Consider the following 24231-nt stretch of genomic DNA (forward strand, 5'->3'; position numbering starts at 1 on the left):
CATGACAGACGGATATATCAACCGCCAAAAGGTCAAAAGTTTGACGACCATTTCCTGTTTCTTCCTCGGCATGCTGGGGGGACTTGTGCCTGCAAAAGCAATTGCACTGACTTCTGGGGATGAGAAAACCCTAGTGCTCAGTGGTGAATACCAGACCTCAGGCGGTGAAGCCTCGTATTCGTTGCCTGTGGCTGTGGCGCCCGGGCGTGCCGGACAACAACCGAATCTCAGCTTTGAATATCGCAGTAACAGTGGCAATGGTCTGTTAGGGGTCGGCTGGCAGCTGAAAGGGCTGTCAGCGATCTACCGGTGCGGGAAGAACCGGGCGATTGATGGGGTCTGGGGCGGCGTGAATTTTGATTCGAATGATCAATACTGTCTTGACGGGGAACGTTTGATTGCCATCTCGGGTAAACCGGGCGGGGATCAGACAGAATACCGGACCCATATTAACGACTACCGCAAGATTATCTCTGTCGGGAAGCAAGGCAATGGACCTGCCTATTTCAAAGTGTGGAGCAAAACCGGCCAGCTTTTTGAGTATGGTGTCACGGCTGATTCACGCGTTGAATTATCTGGAAAGAAAGAGGTTTACAAATGGGCTTTGAACAAGTCCGTTGATAAAACCCGGGCAAACCCGATTGACTATATCTATGCAGAAGATAACAAGGGCGGCACCCACAGACTGACTCAGGTCAGTTACGAAGGCGGTTCCGTCGTGATCAATTATGAAGGACGGAGCGACAAGACTTTTTCTTATTTAAAAGGCAGCAGACTGAATCAGGCGCACCGCATTCAATCTGTGGTGGCACGCGGTGGCTCCCGAAACAGTACCCAACAGGAGTACACAACTTATCAGCTGAAGTATGCATCGTCAGAAGGAACGCAACGTTCATTACTGACGAAGATTGAGCAGTGTGCCAGTGGGATTTGCAGCACACCAGTGACTTTTACCTGGCAGTCTCGGAGTAAACCTGAATTTGCATCAACGAAAACAATATTTAGCTCTGATACTAAAAAGCTGAAATTTTATGATGTTGAGCGTGATGGTCATGTTGAGGTTTTTGCGTTAGGGGGAAATTTAAAATCTGTTGTTCGCAATAGTGATGCACGCTCAACCTCCGCTTTGAGCACTCAAAGAATAGACAAAGTAAGTAAAGCACTCTGTCAAGATTTCAGTGTGGCAGATTGGAATGGGAATAATAAACCCTTTGCAAAACTATTTTGTGCGTGGTCTGGAGGTGATATTTGGGCCTCAATGTTTTATGCCACACAAGGAAAAATGCTGTCTTACCCAGCAGGTGGTGGAAAGTTTAATCCTTATTTTGATCATAATGTTGATGGTTTTAGTTGGGCAAGTTCATCCACGTATCCATTGGATAAGAAAGGGAATGGGCAATATTCACTGACGAAGACTTGTCAGAACTGTGTTTATTATGATTTCGACTCAGATGGCTTAAATAATGAGTATCTGAAATACAACTCAGGTAAATATGAATACTACAGGTCAGACAAAAAGGTGAGTGAGTTTGGTGCTGGCGGTAAAATTGTTGAGGTGAGTGATTTCAATGGTGATGGCTACCTTGATGTGATTATGGGAACAGAAAAATGGAATAATAATACGAATAACTTTGGTAATGTCACATATTCACTTAAGGTTTATCTGTTTACAGGAAATGGTTTTAATTTAAGTGACACTTTAACAATTCCAGAACACGGAAGGGTTAAAACAGAAGATTATATTTGTATCTCTGGAAATAGGAAAGATAAATATTGCAGGAGATATATTAAAAGTTTTCAGCCTAAAAAAGTAGCAATAGCTGATCTTAACTCTGATGGCTTCTCAGAGGTCATCTATCATGCAACGGCATATTTAAACCAATCAGGTCGATTCAGAAATAACAACAAGAGGTCCAGCAATTTTTCAGCAATTGCAGAAAATGTCGAAGTTGTTGATGTAAACTCAGATGGCTGGCCTGATAATGTCGCAAACAGAACAATCAAAAGAAGTATTCCCTTTGCTCAGGATAAAATTAAAAAAATTGAAGAGTACGGGGTGGATTACACCATTGTTTATAAGCCTGCCTCAGACATATCTGTTCTCAAGCAGAAGAACTATTTTCATTACCCAGTCGAGAACAGCACACCACGCCGTTATTTAGTCTCAGATGTCGTGAAAGCGCCGCGAGGCTATGAAAAAACCATCTACAACTATGTGTATGAAGGGGCCAAATCTCACCGGGAAGGTTATGGTTTCCTCGGCTTTGCAAAAATCACCGAAACAGAAGTTGCAGATGTTAAAACGGTCCGGGTGACTGAGTTTGAAAACACCGATGGCATTAAAGCCGGTAAAGTGAAAAGCGTAGCGGTTCTGAAAGATGGTCAGAAAGTCTCGTATCGCCAAAATACCTTCGTCGCTGAGAAAAAAGGCCAAAATTATCAGGTTTATGCTCAGAAATCTGAAGATATCCAATATGATCTGAAAGATGCTTCCCTGATCACTCGAAAAGAAGTGATCACCCGGAAAGTGGATGCCTTCGGCAATGTCACGGAAGAAAACACGATCCTGACCGGCACCGATGTCAATGCAGGGCACTTTACTCAGCGTGTTGTGAATGAGTACATGCCTGCCGGGACGGTGGCTCAGCTCGTTACAGACGCCGGAGACCGTTACTGGCAGGCAAGTGCGCTGAAATCGACCACAACCACGCTGACCGATGTGACGACTGACCTGACGCGTACGGTGACAAGCACCTTTACTTATACCTCCCATGGTCTACTGGGCTCGTCAACCACCACGGCGAGTAGTTATGAGGCAAGTTCCGCAACAGGCGGCGCGGGGAAATCGCTGACGAAGCTGTTCAGTTATGACAACTGGGGGAACCTGATCCGGGAATCGGTCTCGGGGACAGATGTGCCGGTACGTGAAACAGAAACGGTTTACGACAGTCAGGGACGATTTGCTGACCGGCTTCAGAACGCGCTGGGTCATGAAACGAAGGTAACGTACAGCAATGATGGGGTGCTGACCTCAACCACCAGCCCGCAGGGACGTACCCAGGGTTATGTGTACGATGCCTTTAACCGCCTGAAAACCGAGACGCTGCCGGGCACCGGTAACACTGTTGCTTATGCGTATCAGCTGAACGAAGACTGCGCGTATCGCACCGCGAAAACGGTGGCTTGTACGGTGACCAAAGCGGCTGCCGGTGGTGAGGTGGTGATTCAGTATGATTATGTTGGTCGCGAAATCCGCCGTCTGCATCGTGCGTTTAACGGGCAGTGGGTTGTGGTGGATACGACATGGGACCGCAATGGCCGGAAGGTGAAGGTGACGCGGCCGCAGTTTCTATCGAAGCGCACCCCGGCACCGTTCGTCACCATTGACTATGATGCCCTGAACCGCGAGGTGAAAAAATCGGAACCGGCTAGTCAAGGGGGCCGCGCAGTCTTCGCGACCACTTATGCGGGTTTGAAGACAACAGTGACAGATGCCCGGGGATATGAGCACAGCACAGTGCAAAACCTGTTGGGACATATTCTGCAAAAAATTGAACCGGAAGGTGCATCGCAAAGGTATACCTATTATCCGGACGGGCTGCTGCGCACGACGACAGATGCACAGGGAAATGAGACCCGGGTTCGTTATGACAATCTGGGCCACCGAAGCATGCTGGATGATCCGGATCTGGGCCAGTGGACCTATATCAATAATGCTTTAGGCGAACAGATCGTTCAGAAAGATGCCAATGGCATTGTGACCACGACAGAATACGATGTGCTGGGCCGTAAAATTCAACAGACCGGAGGCGGCAAGACATCGAGTTGGGTTTATGACACTCGTTCGATTGGTATGCTGTCTTCATCTGAAGGGTACGGTAAACGGACCGATTATTACTACAACACAGCCGGATTAACCGAAGAAGTTGCAGTGCAGACCGGCGGTGAAAAATTCAGTACCTATTATTTTTATGATGCCTATGAACGGATTCGCCGGGAAGTTCGTACGAATGGTGTTGACAGTTCCGCGGCGGGACTCGTGAACCGGCTCAATGACAAAGACAATCCACTGGATCGCTTAGCGGTTGAATATATTTACAACCCTTATGGCTACATGTCGGCGGTGCGCAGTCCGAAGACTTACGCAGATAAGGTCTTTACCAGTGCGAGTTTCCGGGAGGAGATCCGGGAATTACTGAAACAGGCCAAAGCACAGGCATCTCAGTATCTGGTGACGGCAGAAAAGTATGCTGCCCGTGAAGCATTCTTTCAGGAAAAAGCAGCTGAGTATCAGAAGAAAACCCTTAACATTCACCATTTGGATGCATCATCTGCGGCCTTACTGGGGGATGGATATCGCTTTAAACAGTGGTGCGACAGTCAGGGGCAATGCTATTTACGTCCGGCGACTTGGGTCCTTCTGCATAACGAAGTGAGCATTCCGTTGGATATTACCCTTGGCGATGCGGTCTACCAGCTGGAAACCAAGTTAGCGGGTATCAGTGATGGGAAGCGCAATTATGATGCTTCGGTTCATACGTTCTCCAAGGCAGAATTCGATAAACTGCCGCTGACGGCTTCTCATGATTTCTTGCTGGCTGATTATGACGACAACGGTCAGAAAGATTTAATGAGCAATCAGGACATTTATGTCGCGCAAGCGGATACTGAAACGCGCGAAGCGTTGCTTTTTACGGCGGAAGACCTTTCAGAAGCCGCCCGGATTTCAGGACAGCATTATAAATTCTATGTGGATCTGGCTAATGATTTGATTGCCTTGTCGGAACGTGTGGCGGATCTAACTGGCGTGTACTGTACGTATGCCAACCAAATGGGCGGTCAGCAGATACAGTATGCCCAAAGCAATCAGTGCACGAATACGGATCAGCTTGGTCAGGCGGACCATTTGAATACCATTCTGACGCAGTCAGAATTAGAAGCTTCTGCAAACAATCCGGCCTTTATTTATTATTGGCAGCGGCGTGATACTGATGCATTTGATCACACCTTATCGGAGACCTTGGGAAATGGCCTGGTGAATACCTACAACCATAACCCGGCTACCGGCCGTCCGGACTTCATCACCACGCATCGTGCGAACACTTTGTTCCATTCGGCTTTGCCGGGTGCGACAGGCAAAGGCCGAAATGTTCGTTTTCTACATTATCAGTACGATAACCACAACAATGTGGTTTACCGGAATAATAGCGAACTGGGCATTACCGATAGCTACACCTATGACGGGTTAGACCGGGTCATTAGCAATCGCGTTGTGCTGGATACACCGGACAGGCACGGTCCGAATAATCCGGATTTTGCTGGCCCGTTTGACTTCACCTACGATAAGCTGGGTAATATCACGGGCAAGACCGATGTCGGCCGTTACAACTACGACCAGAAGAATGCCGGACCCCATGCGGTCACGCAGGCCAATGGTCTGACGTATCAGTACGATGGTGTCGGAAATATGGTCCGTGCTGTGGCGGGCAGTGCGACGGTGCCTGAGCGTACCGTGGACTGGAGCGCATTTAATAAACCGGTGAAGATCACGCGTGATCATCACACCGTTGCGTTCGTTTATGATGCCGATCATCAGCGTTATCTGAAAACATCCAGCGATGGAAAGCAGACGTTTTACTTCGGTAATTTTTACGAGCGGGTCACTGACACAAAAACCGGTAAGGTTGAACATCAGCACTATATCTATGCCGATGGCAAACTGATCGCGCTGAACACCCAGGTGAAAAATGCAGAGAACCAACTGGAAGACAAACAGGTTCGCTACCTGCATTACGATGCGCTGAATTCTGTCGATATGATCACCGACGGTTATGGGGAAATTGTCACGCGCCGGAGTTACGACGTCTGGGGCCGAATGCGTGCGGTTCAGTGGCAGGAGAAAGCGAACCCGCAAGTGGTGGTACAGGATACAGTCACCAACCGGGGCTATACCGGACACGAGCACATTGAAGAAGTGGGCCTGATTCACATGAATGGCCGGGTGTACAATCAGGAACTGGGCCGGTTTTTGAGCCCGGATCTTTTTGTACAATCTCCTTATATATCAAATGGCTTCAACCGATACAGCTTTGTTATCAATAACCCGATGAAGTATATCGATCCAACTGGTTATCTGTTTACCAGTAATGGTATGGATGTTGGCGGTGGTCGAGATCCGCTTGGCCGGGGTGAGCCTGATGGCCCGGATCGGGACGCTAAAGATCGTGGGCCACAAGGTCCGAGGGGAACTGGACATAATGGTAAAGATCCAGATCACTATGGAAGACGAACTGACCTGAATAGTACCGCGATGATCACAAGCTCAGGCTTTGCTGTAGAGTTGCATTATGATGAAAATGGGTTCGTGAATCCTTCTTTAACGAATAGTCAATTTGTTGATGGATGGAGTTATGGAAGTGCCATGACACATTCATTTAAGGTTAAACCCGAGGCACTACGTGCTAACAATATTATATATAGTGCTACCACGGGATATAACTACAATGGCTTGATGAATCTTGACTGGAGTGCATTAGCAAGGGCATGGCATTCCTTAGCCCCATGTGATCAAGAGCTGGATGGCTGGTCACAAGCATCGAATAACCTGTCCTTAATTTCGGGTGATATGGCATATACTGCCGCAGTGGCTGGTCAAGTGCATATGGCAGCATTTGCTGGTGCTGTAAGTTTAGGAGCAGGAGCGAGTGGTATTGTTATTGACTTAGCTCGAGGTAAAATTATTTCTGCTGGAGAAAATACAGTTGCTACATCCACAGCTGAGATGATGAATAGAGTCAGTGGTTATGTTTCTGATAGACTACCGGCAGGAGTTAGGACTCCTTTTAAAGTGATCAGTGGTGGTTTAGAAAGGGCATATAGCCACTATGTGAGTTTGGACTCATATTATGACTAACCCATTACAAACTAAATATTATTTCGGTTTATTTATCACATACTCTTTTGGGTTATATCTAGGTTTGTATAAAGAATTTAGTTTGGTTGAAAATATTATGTACGGAGGATTGACTTTAGCAGTGCTGTCTCTAGGGTTTATCTTGGATTTTATAGAGGATAGAACATTGTATTGTAATGTGGTCACATTACTTGTTTTTACTTTTGTGACACTGATAACTGTATTTGTTGGCCCTTTTTCTGTAATGCTGATGTTTGTTCTGAATGTTATAATATCTTTCTGTTGGGGATATTATGCGTTAAGGATGAAGAGGTTTTTCTAAGTTTTATAGAAGATAAATTTCAAGAAAACTCAAAGACCAATTTTGTGAGTTAAGTGTATGGTTGAACACTGGTCATGAGTGGTATGGAATGAAATATACGGGTTGTTTTCTCTCAAAGTAACTTTACAGGGACAGGCGCCATTGGTGTAGAGTGGAATAAAGGGACAGGCACCTTAAGTGTACTGATTCAAACCTGATCTGACAGTGAAACTACAAGGACAGACATGTTATGAAAAGGACATCGTAGAACTTTACAGGGACAGGCGTCATTGGTGTAGAGTAAGTTAATTACCAGATGTTGAAATATTGAGAACCCAGATTAAAGGCTACTGGGGTGAGCATGATAAAAATAATGCAGAGTTATTACTTGCGCAGTCTTGTATTCAATATGTTCTGTCTGCGATGGTCTTCGGTAGCTACTTTTGGGGATACAGTCTATTCAAAAGTGATCTTGTGTTTGCCGGGGTGATTATTATTTTGTGTTTCTGTGGTTGTTTTTTTCAAAATTTCGTTCAGATTTAACCAAGGTACCGGTTCAAAAAATAAATAAAAGTAAAAAATATTTAAAGTGTTTTATCTCGTTATCTTTTTTGATACTAGCATTCACAATTTGGCTGTATGCACTTGAATATTAAGCAATATTATTGTCAAAGCCCAGCCACATGAAAGTGTGTGGCTGGGATCTCACGGAGTTGGCTCAAACACCTGTCTTGATTCGCAACCCCGTTAAAACCGGGCGGCCCCAGTCGTCGCAGCCTGAGATATCTGGCCAGACTTTTTTATTGGCGGTAATGGCCGTCAGTAGAGTACTGATAAAATACTGGCCTTTCTGTGTGTCACCGTAAATCCGAATATAATCGCCGTTTTGATTCGTGCAGCCATCTACCGGGAATTTGTCCTGAAACACGATGTAAGCGCGTGATCCATTGTCATCCCCTTCATACAATAACTCTACAGGCTGTACGTAGTATTGCCATTTCGCATAGGTTGTTGCAGAGAAAGACAGAATCAAAAAGAGCATTAAATTTTTCATAAATAACCTTTTTTCCGTTGCGTTGAATGATTGATTGAAAAACAAAAAAACGGTTCATAGACGGTTCACAGACAGGTTGATTCAACAGCGCACCATCAATATCCATCTTGATTTTCTTATCTGCCATGAATGCCGCAATCATGGTGCTGCTCATCACTGCGTCATTGTTATGGGACGGGGAATGATAAAGCGCTTGCCAGCATCGCAGCTGCTGAATGTCTGATTGGCATCGTCCAGAGTGCCGAAAACCAGTCCGTTGTTTGTTGGATATAACCACTGGATGCGTGCTGGTGTCGACCAAGGATCAGCCCGGGTCACTATCGGCGCCCAAAACACCATGATATATAACAATTTTTTCATCATTATTTCACTTTTCGCTGAATGATTCAGATCGCTGTCATGGTTTACAAAATCGCTCTGCATTGTGAGTGAAAATTCGACGTGACCCGTTGAGTTTTTATGCATCGAGTATACTATACACAAATATTCATATAGTTCCTTTATGCTTTTCATTTGTTTCAGGTGCTCTGTCTGGAACGTGTTTGCTTTTGATTGGATGCAACGAAGGAATACATCAGAAAGGATTTTTTGAATCACATTTCTTTGAAATGCAATGAAACATGAAGCTGTGATTCAAACCGGCTGAATTCACTGACCCGGGGCGTGATTTCCTGGATGAATATTCATTTGCTCACTGAGGATGGAAGATGAAATTTAAAACGTTGATATGTGTTGCCCTCTCTGCTTTCTGCACCGTTGCTCAGGCTGAAGTCTCGGCCCCTCAATGGATCACCCAAATTGGTTGTGATCAGCAAAGTCAGCAATGTGTCTTTTCATTGGGTGCAGAAAAAGTCGGGCCTGCTGAATGCGCCTCAAACAAGATCAGCTGGTCGAGTGACACAACGCAGGGAAAACTGGCCGTGGCGCTTTTGTCGTCAGCCATGATGACGCGACATCAGGTGGTTGTGGCGATTGATTCAGTGTGCGGGGAAAACGGTTTGCCTCAGCTGAAATCTTATGAGGTGCTGGCCAAAGCACTGCATGAAGGAGCCTGAACATGAATCAGAAACTTGGTCTGGCACTGTCTTTATCCCTGATGGCTGCAAGCGCGAGCGCCTCTGATGCAGATGTGAACACTATTCAGGGCATTCAGTGCGATATCCATGCTGCCTATTGTCAGTTGGCTCTCGAAAAACCGGTGTCCTCAACTGTATGTGGGAAAAATGCAGTGGTTGTGCCCGCAGAAAAGCAGCAGCTCTTATCCGTTTTAAGTTCAGCGATGTTCACCGGAACGCAAGTGAAGGTCCATTTTGCATCTGAATGTGTCAATGGCGCTTATGAGCTTCAGACGTTTGATTTGGTTCAGTAAGGATAAACAATGAATAAAACGAATTTTGGGTTCCTGAGTGCCTGCCTGCTTGCCAGCGCTCCATTCAGTGTATTTGCGGGTACAACAGATAGTTTTTGCTTCAACGACAGTAGTTACCCGGTTCACCGGGATCGGGTCTGTAACCTTGAGAAATGGGTCAAGAACCAGCAGGTGCCGACTCAGCTTCAACGGCTCAATACAGAAAATTCTGCCTCATTGCTGCTGCAACCGGAGGACCTGGCGGGCGAATTGCTTCTGCGTCAGAATGGTGGTGTCCTTGAGGTGAGTAAACGTTATCAAAATTGTAAAGACGTTTACGAGAGCTTCAGAAACCAGGCGCATCAGACGGCAGGAACCATTGAGTGTAAAGCCGGGCCAAATGATTTTGTGCCTTCCAGCCATTACGGCTCCGGAAACTATTGCTCGGTTTCTGGCAATATTGAAACTTGTTATTCGTCTAAGCTGACACTGGCACCGGATGCCGCGGATATCAGCCAGATTCAGCCGGTGGCCAACTACAGTGGTAACCTGGTGAAAACCACCCGGAAAAATGAGCTGTCGTACCGGCAGGGCTATATTCCGGTCAGCAATGGCGGTATCACATTCTTTGTAAAAGGGACGGTGACGGATCGGAAGCAAACCTCGCTGGTGAATCAGCAACTGTGGACTGGTTCGATCAAATCTCCTGTGAACCCAACCCCTTATTTTGAACTGACTTGTGTGGGTGAAATCAGGGTTGATCCAGTCACCATCAGCCTGACCTATCGAAACGCAAATATGACACAGGTCGGCTTTTTGGGCGGTTCTTTAATTAGTGCTTTTGATCAGAGTCAGCTCAAGAAATTCAAGCAATATTGCACATCAAATGTTCGGTTGAGTCTGGTGAATCATCAGGATATTGCAACTGGAAACTGGTCTTTCAACTTTGAAAGGACAGGGGGGAGCTATATTGATGAGCTGGTTCGGTTCGGTGAGCAGCTGCTGAAAGATGCGAATTATGTGATTGCGGAACATAATACACTCCAGAAGATCAGCACAAATACGAACGCCATCAAACAGGATATTCTGGCTGAAGTTAATGTGAACTGGAACAACATCGCTTCTACCGTGACCGTGCACGACTTTTTTAATGCCGGTGCGATTCCGCAGCGTTATCAGGGGGAAGCCTATAAAAATATCCTTGTTGCAAATACAGAGCTGAGTGTGACGGGGGATGATGGTCAGGCTGTACCGAACTTTGCTCTGATGGCACAACTGGTTGAAGAGTTAAAAGGTCAGGGCATTTCAGCAATTGGCCAATTGTTTAATTTCTCGATTGGCTACCTGTATGACGATTATTTCAATCAGAAATATTCGGATGAATATTTGGCGAACTGGGATTCAATGATCGTCCTTTCTCATATTTCAGGTTTGATCAATGATGAAAATAATGACAATACGATTGAAGATTTAGTCCTTCGCATTGAGTCATTAAAACAAAGCAAACAGGAAAAAGTTCAGGGGATCAGTGCAGTGATTGAACACTTCCTGTATATCGTTTCTATTGCAGATGCTGCGGAAGTCGAGAAACTCAATGAGCTGAGAAATAAATTAGAAAAGCTTTGATTTTCTATTTGGTATCAGAGGGTTTGTGAACCCTCTGATATTTCTCTGTATTTTTTCTTTTAAGTTTATCACCGGGATAGGGTATGAAACTTCGTCTGCTTTCGTTCTCTGTCTGTATGATGATGCTCCCCTGGACATCATCTGCAGCGAATGTCACCCCTGAAATGCTGGATAAACAGCAGTTTCAGTTAAATCAAATCAACTACCGATTGGATGAGGTACTGGACGCGTTAACAAAATACGATCTGGCCCGCGAGCAGTATTATTTAGGACAACATGGTTCTGCCGAGATGGCTGAGGTCTGGTATCAGAAACATGTGCTTTGGCTGGCAAAAATGGATCAGCTCAGACGGGATATCAGCGATCATCAGCAACTCGCAGCGACGGATACAGCGGCCTTTAAAAGCCAGATATCAACGCTGATGAATGAATTGTATCAGTCTGAAGAAGAAGCGAAGAAAATATACAGCCGGACGAAAACTGGTTTACAGCTGTTAGAGAATATTCCCGCTTACCCGGAAAATTATATCCAGGAGCTGAAGTCTGTGATTGTGGCACTGAATGACAATGTCGCGCTCACGTATCAGGCGTTTGAAAGTTTGAATACCGACTTTTCAGCGCAGCACCTGAAGCGGCTGAATGACGCGTTGTTGATGACGAAAGAAGTCCTGGAAACGCTCATCAATCGCTCGAAACTTGAGTTTCCTGAACTGACCGCAGCCTTACAGAAATTAAATGAAATCTTCGCGGTGGATCAGTTGCTCTCTGCGCGCATGGATAATGCGGCAAAAAGTGCTGCATTTGTGCAGTCTTACGCCAGACGAGACTGGTTTGCCGCAGATGCACGTTTTCAGCAGTTTGAACAACAATATCATGCAGACATGAAAGTCATTGTCTCCAGCCCGCTGGATGGCAGCCTGAAACAGCCGGGAATTGAATTTCTGGACGACCGGTACCAGCAAGCGAAATATCAGCTGGAGATGAACCGGGTTCGTGCAAATTCCCACCTGTATAAAAAGTATATGGATACGCTCAATATCTATGTTGGTCAGTGCAATGATGAAGTGAACTACCAAAAATATAATTGCGCGTTACTGAAATCATTGATCGGGCTGGATTTGAATACGATCAGTCAGATGACACTTGAACAGCAGCGCTATTTATATACGCAATTGGTGAGAGTTCCTCAGGCGCCATATACGGAGATAAGCCAGTGAATAAGTTAATAAGATACGGACTGTTTTTATTCTTCGCCTTGAGCTGTCTCTCGATTCATCAGGCTTTTGCTGAAACGTCAAAGGTTGAGGATGGCGATGATGTGATTCGATTGGTTCTGGGCGATCGGACGCCGCTGCCTTATCAGCCTTTTACCGCTGGTGAAGTGAAAGGCATGGCGGATGAAGATCCGGATGATGCTGTTTCAGTCATGACAGAAGGCGGGGTTACTTATTTATTATTTGACTTAAGTATTCAAGGTGATGACCCGCTGAAAGTTGAAATCAAAGAGCCTTTTAAGATTGAAATTAATGAATATGTTAAAACGGCCAATCAGCTGGAACAGCAAATTACGCCCTATGGATATTCATTAAGGGATGAGAGCTTTGAACAGCTTCCGGTTGATATCTATGAGCTGTTCAGCGATCCGGAAACCATGAGAAAGCGCTTGTTGGAAGCGCTTGAACTTTACGCAAAAGAAGAGTTGTTGCGTCGCTTGGATGCGATTGACCCGGGCCAGTGTCCGAAGATTGATGTGGAAAAACTGGTGACCAAAATCAACCAGCGTGCGGATGACATTGCCGACAAACATGGTTTGAAAATCGATCATAAATACCGGCTGAAAAGCGGTGACCTGACCAAGTTTGATGACTATATCCGAGGCATCAACAATACCAGCAAGATCCTTTGTGCGCTGGGCTATAACCTGCCGGGTGCAATGGGACTGAAGGTTGTTGATGAGAATGGCGTGGCGAAAATTGATGAAGACAGCATCCTGGCCATACTTGGCAACGGCTCTGATCTTCAGGCGATCGTCAGTTATCTGGAGTCCAAAATATCGGATGCTTTCCAGGGGCTGGGTTTGCCCATTCCCGGCAGCGACAGTATTTTGTCCTGGGCGCCATTGCAGGAGGCAATGAGCTGGGCATCTGAATTGCTGGAAATCGATGACTTTGAAGTGAAGCTGAAGATGCCGTCGCCTGAATTCATCAAAGCGAAGATTACCGAGCTGGGTTTAGATCTGCCTCAAAATCTGGATATGCCTGATTTTCCCGTCATTAGCTTCAATAAGTCTTTTGAACCGCCCACGCGTGAAGATTTGGTGTTGAAGAAACGCAAAGACTGGAATGGATTTGATTTAGGCAGCCGCAAAGTGATTGGTGCACAGGCGAAAGCTTACTATGAAATTCGCGGCTCAGAAGAAGTTCAGTGGGGGATTGCGGTCGGACGTGCAGATGTCTTTTTGCTGGGACGGACAAATAACGCGATTGGTGCTTATGCGCAGGCTGAAGTTGGTCCGACTTTGCTGGAGTTTAATACCGATATTCAAGTCTTGGGGATGCAGCTCGCCAAAATTAATAAGAAGCAAACAACCAATGTTCTGAAATATGAAAAAGAGTTGTTAGGTTCTGGTGATGGCTATAGCTATAACTATGCTTACACCCAGCAATTTGCGATTGGCCCGATTCCTGTGTATGTCTCTATTGGCGTTTACGCCAGTGCCAATGCCAAATTTGGCGCGGGCCTGACCTTTACACAGGTATACGCAGAACTGGTGCCAATGGCGAGAGCAGGTGCTTTTGGTGAAGGTGCTGTGGGGATTAAGAAAGTGATTTCTGTCGGGGTGAGAGGGGATGTTGATGTCCTGAACCTGAGTGCGCCGCTTCGCGGAAAGGCAGGATTGTTCTTTGCGAACAACGGTGAACCTTACTTGAAACTGGCGCTAACTTCAGATGCGTTCGTCCGGGCACTCAATGGTCAAATCAGTGCTTTTGTTGAATATCCCTGGTTGGGTATTTGCAAGAAGAAGATCTTGGGTGTCAAAGTGCCATACCCATGTATTAAAGCGAAGAAAAAGTCGAAGAGTTTATTTAGTTATGGCGGGTATGTCTGGAATAAGTCGATTATGAACTGGGGACTGACATACGGTTACCAAGGGGTTCATGTCAGCGGCTCAATGCTGGATCAAACCGATCGGAAAGAGGCCGCCGCCCTGCAAGGGAAGGTTGACTTGTATCAGCGTCATCTGGCTTTGCAAGATTACAGTCAGAAGACAGAAGCCAGAATTAATGAAGTCTTTAATCTGGTCAAAAATACCTTAACGGAAGAAGCAACGACCCTGCTGCCGCAAAAGGATGCTGCGTTGAGAATTCAATTTAAAAACGCACAAGACAATATTGAGCAATATGAGTCTTGGCTGCTGTCATCGATTGAAAACAGTACGCAACGGACGATGATGGCGGAGCAAAAGAGCAGGGTCACCCAGGAATGGTTAGCAGAATCCAGTGTTGATGCCTCACCTGCTGTTTCTTCGGAACAACAGGCTGATCAAAATGATGCCGCAGTGCTGAGAAGCCTGCATGGATTCTTGTTTTAGTTGTCATTGTTTATTCTGAAAATGTAGGTAACACATGAAAAACAGAGCTGCCGTACTGATTTTGAGTACCATGATTCTTGCAGGCATAATTTTGCTTGTGTTGTTCAAGATAAAAGGTGACCCGTATGTGATTCAATATGAGCCCGGCAGCTCTTATCACTATGAAGTGAAGTATCAGAACCATGCTACCGGCGTCACGAATCTGGTGGGGCAGGGGCGTTCTTATCAGCCTGACTTAAAGGTGAACTACAGTTATATCGGGCAAATGTTTATCGATGTGCTTGAGCAAACGGCTCAGGGGTATCAGCTGGCATTCAGATTTCAGCCTGAATCATTTATGGCTGAGATGAATGGCCGTACCAGCAGCCGCTGGCCGCAGGATATGGTTGTCTACGCCAATCTGAATCGTGATGGTTTGTTTCATGAACTGAAGTTTCAGGAGGCATATTACGAAGAATTTTCGCCCCTGTTAAAAGACATGATTGCGCAGTTCCAGATCTCACTTTCAAATCAGGGGAAATCCAACTGGCAAACCATCGAGGCAGATTTTTCATCTGCTTATGATGTGTATTATGACATTGACGAGGCGCTGATTCCGGGCTGGTACATCCGTGTGAATAAGTCTTATCGGCCTCAAAACGCTTTGTTGCGACTGGAGCAGTCGGTGAACATTGATGTCAGTCGTTTCTCAAAACGCATCAGTCAAATTGCAATGGACCGCAGTAAAGAAACTTATGCTGCCAGCGGGAAACTGGCGGAGGAAAAAGCACACTTCTCGGCGGCGTTTCTGTCTGTTTCGGAGGTGCCTGAAACTGACAGCCAGATGGACACAGCCTTTATCCGCGATACGCTCAATGGCGACTATCAGCGACAATTGCTGGAAAAGCAGATGTATGAACAGACGGTAGGAACAGAAAATGTCACCACCTTCAGTACTCGGCTCAGACAGGTCCCGTCTCTGGATAACCGGGGCAAGGCGAGCTTGTTCTATCAGCTCAGAGCATGGGTCGTACTCGATCCGTCTCGTCTGGAACAGGTGAAGCTTTGGCTGAGTCTTTATCAGGCGGAGCATCCGGCGTTTCAGATGCTGAGCACCTTGCTGGTCTCGATTGGCACGACTGAAGCACAGAACATTTTGCTGGATGTGATGGATTCGTCTTCTTTGGAAAAGCAGAAAGCTATCATGCTGAAAATGATTTTCCTGGATTATCCGACGCTGGAAAGTGAGTCCGCTGTCCGTGACCTGGCAAAGTCACTTCCTTCAGAAGATGAAAGACTGCAAGCCCAACTGGTGCTGGGCGGCATGGCCCGATTCTTACAGGATGATGATCGCGCCAGAAGCCTGGCGATTTATGACGAGGTCAAGTCGCAGCTCACCGCGAGCAGCGATGCCCAGCACATTGAGGATGCGTTGAGTGTGATCGGGAATATGGGTCTGGCGGAGCAAACCGAGGTTGTGACGGGGTATTTAACGCATGAAAACAAACAGGTGCGCTATTCGGCTCTGGATGCGCTGCGTTTCGTGAATACACCGGAAGCGCAGGGCGTGTTGTTAAAGCATCTTTCGGATGACGATGGCCGGATGAGAGAAATCTCTTCAACCAGTCTGAGCTTTACAACACCGGGTCCAGAATTTGTCGATGTCTACAGAGACAGATTAAAGGTTGAAAACAATGAGTATGTCATTCGACAACTCATTGACAATCTGGGGCAGATGTCTGTGCAGTATCCGGACGCGATTCAGGTACTGAAAGACTACATTCCCCGCATAGGTATCACGAGTCTGAAAAACTATGCGGAAAGTGTATTAAATAATGTGCAATCCAATGATGAATAAGTGCAGGTGATGCGTTATTTATCGTATTTAAATCAGGAGAAACTGGTGAAGGTTATACTAATTATAGTATTGTTTTTTACGCCGTCTGTTTGGTCCGCGTGTTACCAAAATCAATGTAATGGTGTTGGAAAGGATGTTTTGGCTTCGGTGTATCCGAGTGGCGCTGGAAATATCTATTTAGAAGCGCCAGCGGGCAAGGAAAAGTTAAATTGCAAGCTGGTGGAAGGCTATTACATGACGTTGAAAAAAACACATCCTGTTTTTGACGCTATGTATTCCACGATACTGACAGCACTGTCAACAAAAAAGAAACTTACAGTTCGTGTAATTGAACACTCTGAAGGCTGTGAAGTGATGTATGTTCGTATGTTTATGTAATAGGGAATTGAAATGAAAAAATTAATGAATATAACTGTTGTAATAGCTTTTGCATTGATGACGTTTTTTGCAAATGCAGCTGGTCATTATGTCTCTGGAAAAATTACCAATATCACGGCCATTGAAGGCGCTTTGTTAATTATGATGGAGAATGGGAATATTCCGGACCACTGTAAAGGCACGCCATATAACTGGTTAAAGATAAAGCAGGAAAATACCACGATAGTTTCTGTGGTACTGGCGCAGTGGGCTTCGAATAATCGAACGGCCACTGTTTATACGTCAGGCATTGAAACGACTGGAGGTTATTGTGTGGTTACACAGGTCGATCCTTTAGGATAAAAATAGTATGGGGTATATATTAATGAAGACATTGTTCGGTATTTTTCTGGCATCTTGTTTGTTTACTTCTGCCGCCTATGCAGGGTATGTGAAAGGCACAGTCATCAAATTGATTGTCCGGGATGATGGTTTACATTATGTACACATTGCCGGGGAGATGAAGGATCGCCCAACATGTGCTCAAAATCACACTTACTGGATGGTTAAAGACGAAAACAGCGTTTACGGTAAGTCGCAGTACAGCATGCTGCTGGCGGCGAAAGCCAGTGGAAAAGTAGTGACTGTCAGCGGGACAGGAACCTGTACGCGCTGGAAAGATGGGGAAGATATCCAATACGTCTCGATGGACTGAATCAACATAGAATGTTGAAGCCCGTAAAATTGTATTTACGGGCCTTTTGATTATTCGAGGTATATATCTTTCACTTTAAACCAGTTTCCTTCACAACCTTCAATTGTAACAGTTACCCGGAGGCTCGCTGTTTTTGCTGCCAGTATCGCCGATTGAATTGCACTATCTGCTACTCGAAGTCCGGCCCATCCATTTGATTTTGGGCATTGATTGTCTCCTTTGGCTCTTGGAAAACCGTTTTGAAGCTGTAATGCGATAGCGCCTTCAGGATTCACATAGACTTTGCTGATAACGTCGTTATCTTGAGAATAATTCGCAGCAAAGCTATTCAGGCTTAATAGCGAACATAAAAGAATGGAAAGCTTTTTCATGAAGATACCCTTTAGTCTAAATTAGTTTGCATGGTGTTCAGTGTAGTTGAACTAAAAATGTAATATTCAAAAGACAGTAGTGAATGTTTTTGTTGATTTTTCAGTTTCAGATTTAAGGCAGGTAAACTCCAACAATATTGCCCTGGCTCTGCGGGTTACAGCCTTCGTAACGAATAATCACGGGTTTATTGGCTGTTTGAGCGGTTAGCAAAATGGAAACAATGGCATCATATTTCGGATGAGTTGGGGATAGGTAATATCTGATATTCGAACAGCCATGTGCTAAAAGGTCGATATATGTATTGCCATGTAAGTCATAGACATGAAGATTTTTCGGAACTGCTGCTGGTGTGGAGGTTGGTTCAGCAGATACGCTGAATGTACTGAAAATAAATGTTGAAATTAATGCGAGTTTTTTCATGATATCTTCCTTTTGATATTTAATTTGTGCGTAGAGTGCGGTCATTTTTAAAATGAATCATGACATGGGAAATCTGAATTATATCAGGTGATGAAATGAAAATATTGATGGGAGTTCAATTTATGTCTTCACATGATTTGTGAATTTTATCGACTCTTTGTTACGGTTGATTCATCAATACAGTTAAAAATAATTTGATCTTCAACAGAGCTATTCATCAGAGAATTTCCCAGCTGAATTTTCAAGGCAAGTCAGCGACGCGCCATACCATACCAGAGCATATCAAAGGCTGCCTGCAGGCAGGCAGGATCAATGGCAAGCTCGGGCTGCTCAGTAAAAAGGCTGACGGTTGATAAGAACTGGCTGTGACAGGTATTGAGGATCAGTGATTGTGGCCAGTCGGCCAGGATGCCTTCACTTTGGCCCTGTGTGATGAGTTGTGGCAGTAAAGGCAGTGCCAGACTCAGCATGGCATGCTGCTGACTGAGTGGGTATTGCGGATCGTTTGCGAGTTGACGAAGGAACTGAAACTTCTGCGGATGGCTTAGTCCCCATTGAATCGCAGCCTGCCAGAGATGAATCAATTGTTCACGCAGAGCGAGGCTTGAGTCCGGCGGTGTGATTGCCTGTGCCATTTCTTCCTTGATACTCAGCTGCAGCGCTTCGACCAGTGCTTGTTTATTGGCGAAATGATGAAACAGGGTACCATTGGCAACACCGGCTGTTTTAGCAATTTTAGCGGTTGCAGTGGCCTGGATACCCTGCTCGATGAATAAGTGCAGGGCGGCGTCTAACAGCTGTTGTTTCTTCGTATGGCTCATCTGGCGTTTGTCATCGGAATGCTGGCTCAATGGGAGAGCCAGCATAATACAGGATCAACGCAGGAAGAAAGTCATCATGGCTTTTTGGAGCATCGCTTTCCAGCCCGTGTAAGGCGGCATCACCAGTTTGGCTGTATTAATTTTGCCCCGGGTCAGGACAGTTTTCGCCTTTGAGAAGGTCAGAAAACCTTCTTTGCCATGATAGTGCCCCATGCCAGACGGGCCGATCCCACCAAAAGGCGCGTCATCGGCTGCCACATGAAAGATAGTGTCATTAATTGCCATACCACCTGCATGAATGTTGTTTTTGACCTGTGTTTGCAGCGCAGCATCGTGCGTCATCAGATACAGCGCCAGTGGTCTGGGCCGTTGTTGAATGTAAGAAAGCGCTTCTTCGATGGTACGATAGGTGATGACGGGCAACAGCGGGCCGAAAATTTCTTGCTGCATCAGCGTCAGGTTTTCATCCGGATTCAGCAGCAAATGCGGCACCATGCGATGTGCTTTATCGTCCAGTGCTTCGGGATGCGCCGGTTCGATGACCACGTTTTGGTGACGGGCTTCTTCAAGCCACAGATTCAGACGGTCAAACTGACGTTGATTCACAATGGAGGTGAAGTCGCGGCTGTGGACCCCTTGCGGATACATGGCCACAAATTGTTGCTTAAATTCAGAGATGAACTCTTGTGCTTTGTCTTCAGGAACCTGGACATAGTCTGGGGCCACGCAGATCTGGCCGGCATTAAGGCATTTTCCGAAAATCATCCGCTCCACAGCGTGCGCTATATCGGCATCCGGAGCGATCAGGGTCGGAGATTTGCCGCCCAGCTCCAGTGTGACCGGGGTGAGATTTTCAGCAGCGGCACGCATGACATGGTGGCCGACGGCGGTGGAGCCAGTGAACAGCAGATGATCGAAAGGCAATCGGGTAAAGGTGGCTGCCACGTCAGCTTCACCTTCAATGACGGCGACCTGAGCGTCCTCAAACAAGCTCGCCAGAAGGGAGCTGAGAATTTTGTTGGTGGCCGGGGTAAACTCGCTGAGTTTGATCATTGCCCTGTTCCCGGCAGCCAGCGCCGAAATCAGCGGACCGAGGCTGAGCATCACCGGAAAATTCCAGGGTACGACAATGCCAACCACTCCCAGTGGCTGGTAAATCACTTCCACTTTAGCCGGCATCAGCAGCAGCCCGGCGTGACGGCGCGAGGGGCGCATCCATTTTTTCAAGCGCTTAAGGGTGTAATTGATTTGCATGACGCAGGGCAGGATATCGCTGATGAGCGTATCCTGATGGCTGCGGTGACCGAAATCTTGCGCTAAAGCCTCACACAGCGCTTCTTTGTTCTTCAGTAATGCTGTTTTGAGTTGTTTGAGGGCGGTGGCACGATTGGCATAGTCTGGCATCGGCTGCGCTGAAAATTCGCTGCGCTGATGGTTGAAGATATGCTGTAGCGTGAAGATATGCTGACTTTCCCTCGAGGCGGTGGCTACGGTCATCTTGATCTCCTGTCGGGCACCGGCCCTGATTTTATCTGGCAATGTTCGATGTGTAAGTTCAGCTCGGCACTGAAATACGAAAACCGACTGACTAGTCGGTTAAATATAGGGGGCTTTGTCAGGCAGCGCAAGAAATGACCAGAATCCGGCGCAAAAAATTAGCGGGTGTGGCCACTTTTTTCTGCATGGAAGATGTGCAGGAACGTCTCGAAATAGTGCTGTAAGGCGCGGGCATCTTCATGCGCTTCCAGCAAATTCAGCAGGGCGATGCCGGTTTCACAGGTGCAGAGATTACCTGATTGCTGGTTGCGACGCAGAGCATAGGCCGACAGCTGGTCCGGGGTCAGGCTCAGCCGGGGTAAAGCGGCCAGCCAGGGACTTTTTCGCACCATCTTCCGAGCTTCCTGCCAGGTGGCATCCAGCAGGATGAACAGCGGAGTTTTGTCTGTGATTGGATGATAATCGGTGGCCGGATGATGGTCGTCGGCCGGAAACAGCAACCATGGCTGTACCTGCGGATCGGCGATCTGCCTCAGCAGATCATGGGGTGGTTCGGTGCGCGACCAGCAGATACGCTGACAATCGGGCAGGCTGCGTGCCATGAGCACACCGGTATTGCTGTCTTTGTCGAATTCTTTGCTGTGGGTCAGCAGGACAAAGCGAGCCTGACAGCGGAGCTTCGGCTCCGCATGACAAATACAATTGTAACGAAAGCCGCAGCGGGCACAGGTGTCTGGTGATTCAATGCGCATGGATAGTGATTGCTTGTGGTATTCTGAGCTTATGGTACTGCCCTGATACGATAAAATCACCCAACAGGATGCGATATGGCTTACTGGCTATTTAAAACAGAACCGGACACCTTTTCCATCAATACCCTCAAGCAGATGAACGTCTCCTGCTGGGAGGGTGTGCGGAATTATCAGGCGCGCAATATGATGCGGGATGAGATTAAGGTTGGAGACGAAGTCTTTATTTACCACTCGTCGTGCAAGGATATCGGTGTGGCCGGCATTGCGAAAGTGGTGCGTGAAGCTTACCCGGACCACTTTCAGTTTGATCCGGAAAGCCCGTATTTCGACCCGAAATCTGATCCTGCAAACCCGCGCTGGGTCATGGTGGATATTAAGTACGTCCGTCACCTGCGTCTGGTGCCGCTCAAGAAAATCAAGGCCAATGATGCCCTGCACGAAATGCCTTTGGTACAGCGCGGCAATCGTCTCAGCATCATGCCTGTGACGGCACAACAATGGCAGGAAATTCTGCGGATGACCGGGCAGTTTTAAGCAGGCTTCTGAAATGAAAACGCCGCCAGAACGGGGATGTTGGCGGCGTGTGTATGCATTGACGAATCCGTTGGTTTACAGCAGATGATCAGCCAGATAGTGCGCGACGGCTTCGTCTGCACAGGAACCGATGACTCCGTTCTCTGGCAGTGCGGCCATCACTTTATGGTGGGCAGTGCCCATCACCAGCCCTTTCCCCGCCATGGTCAGCATTTCTACATCGTTCATGCCGTCGCCGAATGCGATGCAGTCTTTCAGCTCGTAGCCTTTTGCCAGCGCCACGGCTGCCAGAGCATGACCTTTTGAGACTCCGATATCCATCACTTCCAGGCACCAGGGGGTGGAGAAGGCAATATTGGCGCGGTCACCGAATACGGCACGGAACTTGTCTTCCAGCACCACCAGTTTGTCGTGATCTTTATCGTCGCGGGTAAAGAAAACCTTGGCTACGCCTTCAAGCGGCGGATTTTCGACGTCAAACAACTGATATGTGAAAGTTTTGTGGAAATCACGCAGGTATGGATCTTCTACATTCAACAGCCAGTCGTCATTCCGGTAGAGGTGAATACGCAGATCAGGCTCATCTTTGGTGAGTGCCATCAGGCCAAGAATGATTTCTGGCTGGACGTCCTGACGGAACACTTCCTCTCCGTCACAGGTATGGACCCGGGCGCCGTTCGACGTGATCATGTAGGCCGGAATGCCCAGCTTTTCGCGCATTTCGGCAACATCCACATGGTGGCGGCCGGTTGCAAAGACAAAATCTGTTCCCTGATGATGAAGCTGCTGAAGTACCTCTTTGGTAAAAGGAGCAATCTGGTGGTCCGGGGTCAGCAGGGTACCGTCGAGATCGGAAGCAACAATTTTATACATGGCACGTCTCTGTTGTCTGATGGTGTCCGGCTGCGCGCTGTGCCGAGCCGGTTGATTGATATCAGCAGTGTAAACCAGAATGAGCCTCAGAAAAGAGGCTATTCTGCGGCATTATTTTTTTCCGCTATTTCTGCTGCGTTGTGTCCGGGCTTCAACTGGACCAAGCCATCAGCCTGCCTGGCTGCTGGCGGCCAGCGACGCTTCAGTCTTGCTGTCACTATAATGGGAAAAATGCGCCAGAATTGCTTCGATTGCGGGGCTCCTGAAGCGATCCTCTTCGAACAGAACCTCGTGTCGCGCCCCCTGGATGACCTTGAGATGGCAGTGGCCGCCGCCTTGCTGGATCCGCTGACAGAACACATTCTGCGCCCGGTTGTCGACGATGGTGTCCTCGCTGTTCTGTAGCAGCAGCACCGGGCAGCGGATTTGACCGGCCAGTGCGACGGCCTGACGTGCCGCGGCCAGTGCTTGCCACACCCAGCGGGAACTGGGGCCGCCGAGTTTGAAATTCGGGTTTTCTTCGTAGAGCTGCCGGAACCAGTCATACCGGCACCGGCTCTGGCTGAGCGGGTTATCGGCAAACGGTTTGGGGTAATAGGGAACCTGACCCGGCGCGTAACCAGGCTGACGCTGCAACTGCTCCGCCACCCGCGCCAGCGGTGACGCGATAGGTTTCATCCAGTGGCTGATTTTGATGCCGTGCATCGGGGCACTCAGGGCAGCGGCGTCAAAAAAATCCGGGTGCTGTGCCAGATACAGGCTGACGACGGTGCCACCCATAGAGTGGCCCAGAATGAAGTGCTGCCGGTAGCCGGCGGGTTTGACAACGGTTTCAATCAAGGTGTTCAGGTCTGCCACATAATCTGAAAACTCTTCAACATGCCCCAGCTGGGTATCCGTCGCCATCCGGCCTGAACAGCCCTGACCGCGGTGATCCAGGGCGAACACATCATAACCTTGCCGGGTCAGTTCCCAGCACAGCTCCTGATATTTGTGGAAGGTCTCAATCCTGCCATTGACCAGAACAATCACCTTGTCCTGACTGAATCCTGTCAGGCTCATCCAGGCGATGGGGATCCCAGAGACCCCTTCAAAATGTCCCTGATGCCTGTGTGCCCAGCATTCTGCTACCGGACCGGCCATGGTCTCGGAGAAGTTGGGTTCCATGCTTAATACCTCGTGGTTGAGGGAAAGTGTTTTACCTTGCGTCATGGGAAGC

General features: G+C 47.4%; 20 protein-coding genes. 11 read left to right on the plus strand and 9 right to left on the minus strand.

Translation table 11 applies throughout. The features are described 5' to 3' along the window. The first annotated feature begins 1 nt into the window (after position 1). A complete protein-coding gene (locus tag SPK40_RS18720) occupies positions 2-6913 on the plus strand; it encodes an RHS repeat-associated core domain-containing protein (protein ID WP_330961503.1) in 6912 nt (2303 codons plus the stop codon). Between the two features lie 1019 nt (positions 6914-7932). Here the strand turns inward: SPK40_RS18720 and SPK40_RS18725 are convergent. Together SPK40_RS18725 and SPK40_RS18730 are read right to left on the minus strand one after the other, a co-directional pair. Next, the gene (locus SPK40_RS18725; RefSeq protein ID WP_330961504.1) at positions 7933-8268 is read right to left on the minus strand and encodes a hypothetical protein; all 336 of its coding nucleotides are present in this window, start codon (positions 8266-8268) and stop codon (positions 7933-7935) included. Between the two features lie 153 nt (positions 8269-8421). After that, positions 8422-8628 (minus strand): hypothetical protein, encoded by a 207-nt coding sequence (locus tag SPK40_RS18730; RefSeq protein WP_330961505.1) that lies wholly within the window; start codon positions 8626-8628, stop codon positions 8422-8424. Between the two features lie 347 nt (positions 8629-8975). Here SPK40_RS18730 and SPK40_RS18735 point away from each other — a divergent pair, with 347 nt between their 5' ends. The 9 genes from SPK40_RS18735 (at position 8976) to SPK40_RS18775 (ending at position 17743) form a co-directional block, all read left to right on the plus strand. After that, positions 8976-9323 (plus strand): hypothetical protein, encoded by a 348-nt coding sequence (locus SPK40_RS18735; RefSeq protein WP_330961506.1) that lies wholly within the window; start codon positions 8976-8978, stop codon positions 9321-9323. Between the two features lie 2 nt (positions 9324-9325). Next, positions 9326-9637 (plus strand): hypothetical protein, encoded by a 312-nt coding sequence (locus SPK40_RS18740; RefSeq protein ID WP_330961507.1) that lies wholly within the window; start codon positions 9326-9328, stop codon positions 9635-9637. 9 nt (positions 9638-9646) lie between these two features. Continuing rightward, entirely contained in the window at positions 9647-11242 is a 1596-nt protein-coding gene (locus tag SPK40_RS18745) for a hypothetical protein (protein WP_330961508.1), read from the plus strand. An 83-nt stretch (positions 11243-11325) separates the two neighbouring features. Continuing rightward, a complete protein-coding gene (locus SPK40_RS18750) occupies positions 11326-12459 on the plus strand; it encodes a hypothetical protein (protein WP_330961509.1) in 1134 nt (377 codons plus the stop codon). Next, complete coding sequence (locus SPK40_RS18755) at positions 12456-14834, plus strand: hypothetical protein (protein ID WP_330961510.1); 2379 nt, start codon at positions 12456-12458, stop codon at positions 14832-14834. The genes SPK40_RS18750 and SPK40_RS18755 overlap by 4 nt, the downstream gene beginning before the upstream one ends. A gap of 127 nt (positions 14835-14961) precedes the next feature. Beyond that, positions 14962-16671, plus strand: a complete 1710-nt coding sequence (locus SPK40_RS18760) for a HEAT repeat domain-containing protein (protein ID WP_330961511.1) — start codon at positions 14962-14964, stop codon at positions 16669-16671. Positions 16672-16716: 45 nt separating this feature from the next. Beyond that, positions 16717-17049, plus strand: coding sequence for a hypothetical protein (locus tag SPK40_RS18765; protein WP_330961512.1), 333 nt, complete (start codon positions 16717-16719; stop codon positions 17047-17049). A 12-nt stretch (positions 17050-17061) separates the two neighbouring features. Beyond that, positions 17062-17391 carry a hypothetical protein gene (locus tag SPK40_RS18770; RefSeq protein WP_330961513.1) on the plus strand — a complete coding sequence of 110 codons (330 nt, stop codon included), beginning with the start codon at positions 17062-17064 and terminating at the stop codon, positions 17389-17391. A 22-nt stretch (positions 17392-17413) separates the two neighbouring features. Next, on the plus strand, positions 17414-17743 hold the full coding sequence (locus SPK40_RS18775) for a hypothetical protein (protein WP_330961514.1): 330 nt from the start codon (positions 17414-17416) through the stop codon (positions 17741-17743). A 50-nt stretch (positions 17744-17793) separates the two neighbouring features. Here SPK40_RS18775 and SPK40_RS18780 read toward each other — a convergent pair whose 3' ends face one another. The 5 genes from SPK40_RS18780 to SPK40_RS18800 form a co-directional block, all read right to left on the minus strand. Next, a complete protein-coding gene (locus SPK40_RS18780) occupies positions 17794-18114 on the minus strand; it encodes a hypothetical protein (protein ID WP_330961515.1) in 321 nt (106 codons plus the stop codon). Between the two features lie 112 nt (positions 18115-18226). Continuing rightward, positions 18227-18535 (minus strand): hypothetical protein, encoded by a 309-nt coding sequence (locus tag SPK40_RS18785; RefSeq protein WP_330961516.1) that lies wholly within the window; start codon positions 18533-18535, stop codon positions 18227-18229. A 251-nt stretch (positions 18536-18786) separates the two neighbouring features. After that, a complete protein-coding gene (locus SPK40_RS18790; RefSeq protein ID WP_330961517.1) occupies positions 18787-19386 on the minus strand; it encodes a TetR/AcrR family transcriptional regulator in 600 nt (199 codons plus the stop codon). A gap of 24 nt (positions 19387-19410) precedes the next feature. Next, positions 19411-20853 carry a coniferyl aldehyde dehydrogenase gene (locus SPK40_RS18795; RefSeq protein WP_330961518.1) on the minus strand — a complete coding sequence of 481 codons (1443 nt, stop codon included), beginning with the start codon at positions 20851-20853 and terminating at the stop codon, positions 19411-19413. 158 nt (positions 20854-21011) lie between these two features. Continuing rightward, complete coding sequence (locus SPK40_RS18800) at positions 21012-21605, minus strand: tRNA-uridine aminocarboxypropyltransferase (protein WP_330961519.1); 594 nt, start codon at positions 21603-21605, stop codon at positions 21012-21014. 75 nt (positions 21606-21680) lie between these two features. Between SPK40_RS18800 and SPK40_RS18805 the strand changes: the two genes are divergently transcribed. Then, on the plus strand, positions 21681-22139 hold the full coding sequence (locus SPK40_RS18805; protein WP_330961520.1) for an EVE domain-containing protein: 459 nt from the start codon (positions 21681-21683) through the stop codon (positions 22137-22139). Between the two features lie 75 nt (positions 22140-22214). Here SPK40_RS18805 and SPK40_RS18810 read toward each other — a convergent pair whose 3' ends face one another. Together SPK40_RS18810 and SPK40_RS18815 are read right to left on the minus strand one after the other, a co-directional pair. Then, entirely contained in the window at positions 22215-23012 is a 798-nt protein-coding gene (locus SPK40_RS18810; protein ID WP_248144548.1) for a Cof-type HAD-IIB family hydrolase, read from the minus strand. Between the two features lie 168 nt (positions 23013-23180). Next, entirely contained in the window at positions 23181-24224 is a 1044-nt protein-coding gene (locus tag SPK40_RS18815; RefSeq protein WP_248144547.1) for an alpha/beta fold hydrolase, read from the minus strand. Positions 24225-24231 lie beyond the last annotated feature (7 nt).

This window comes from Photobacterium sp. 53610, assembly GCF_036409375.1.
Taxonomy (GTDB): Bacteria; Pseudomonadota; Gammaproteobacteria; order Enterobacterales; family Vibrionaceae; genus Photobacterium.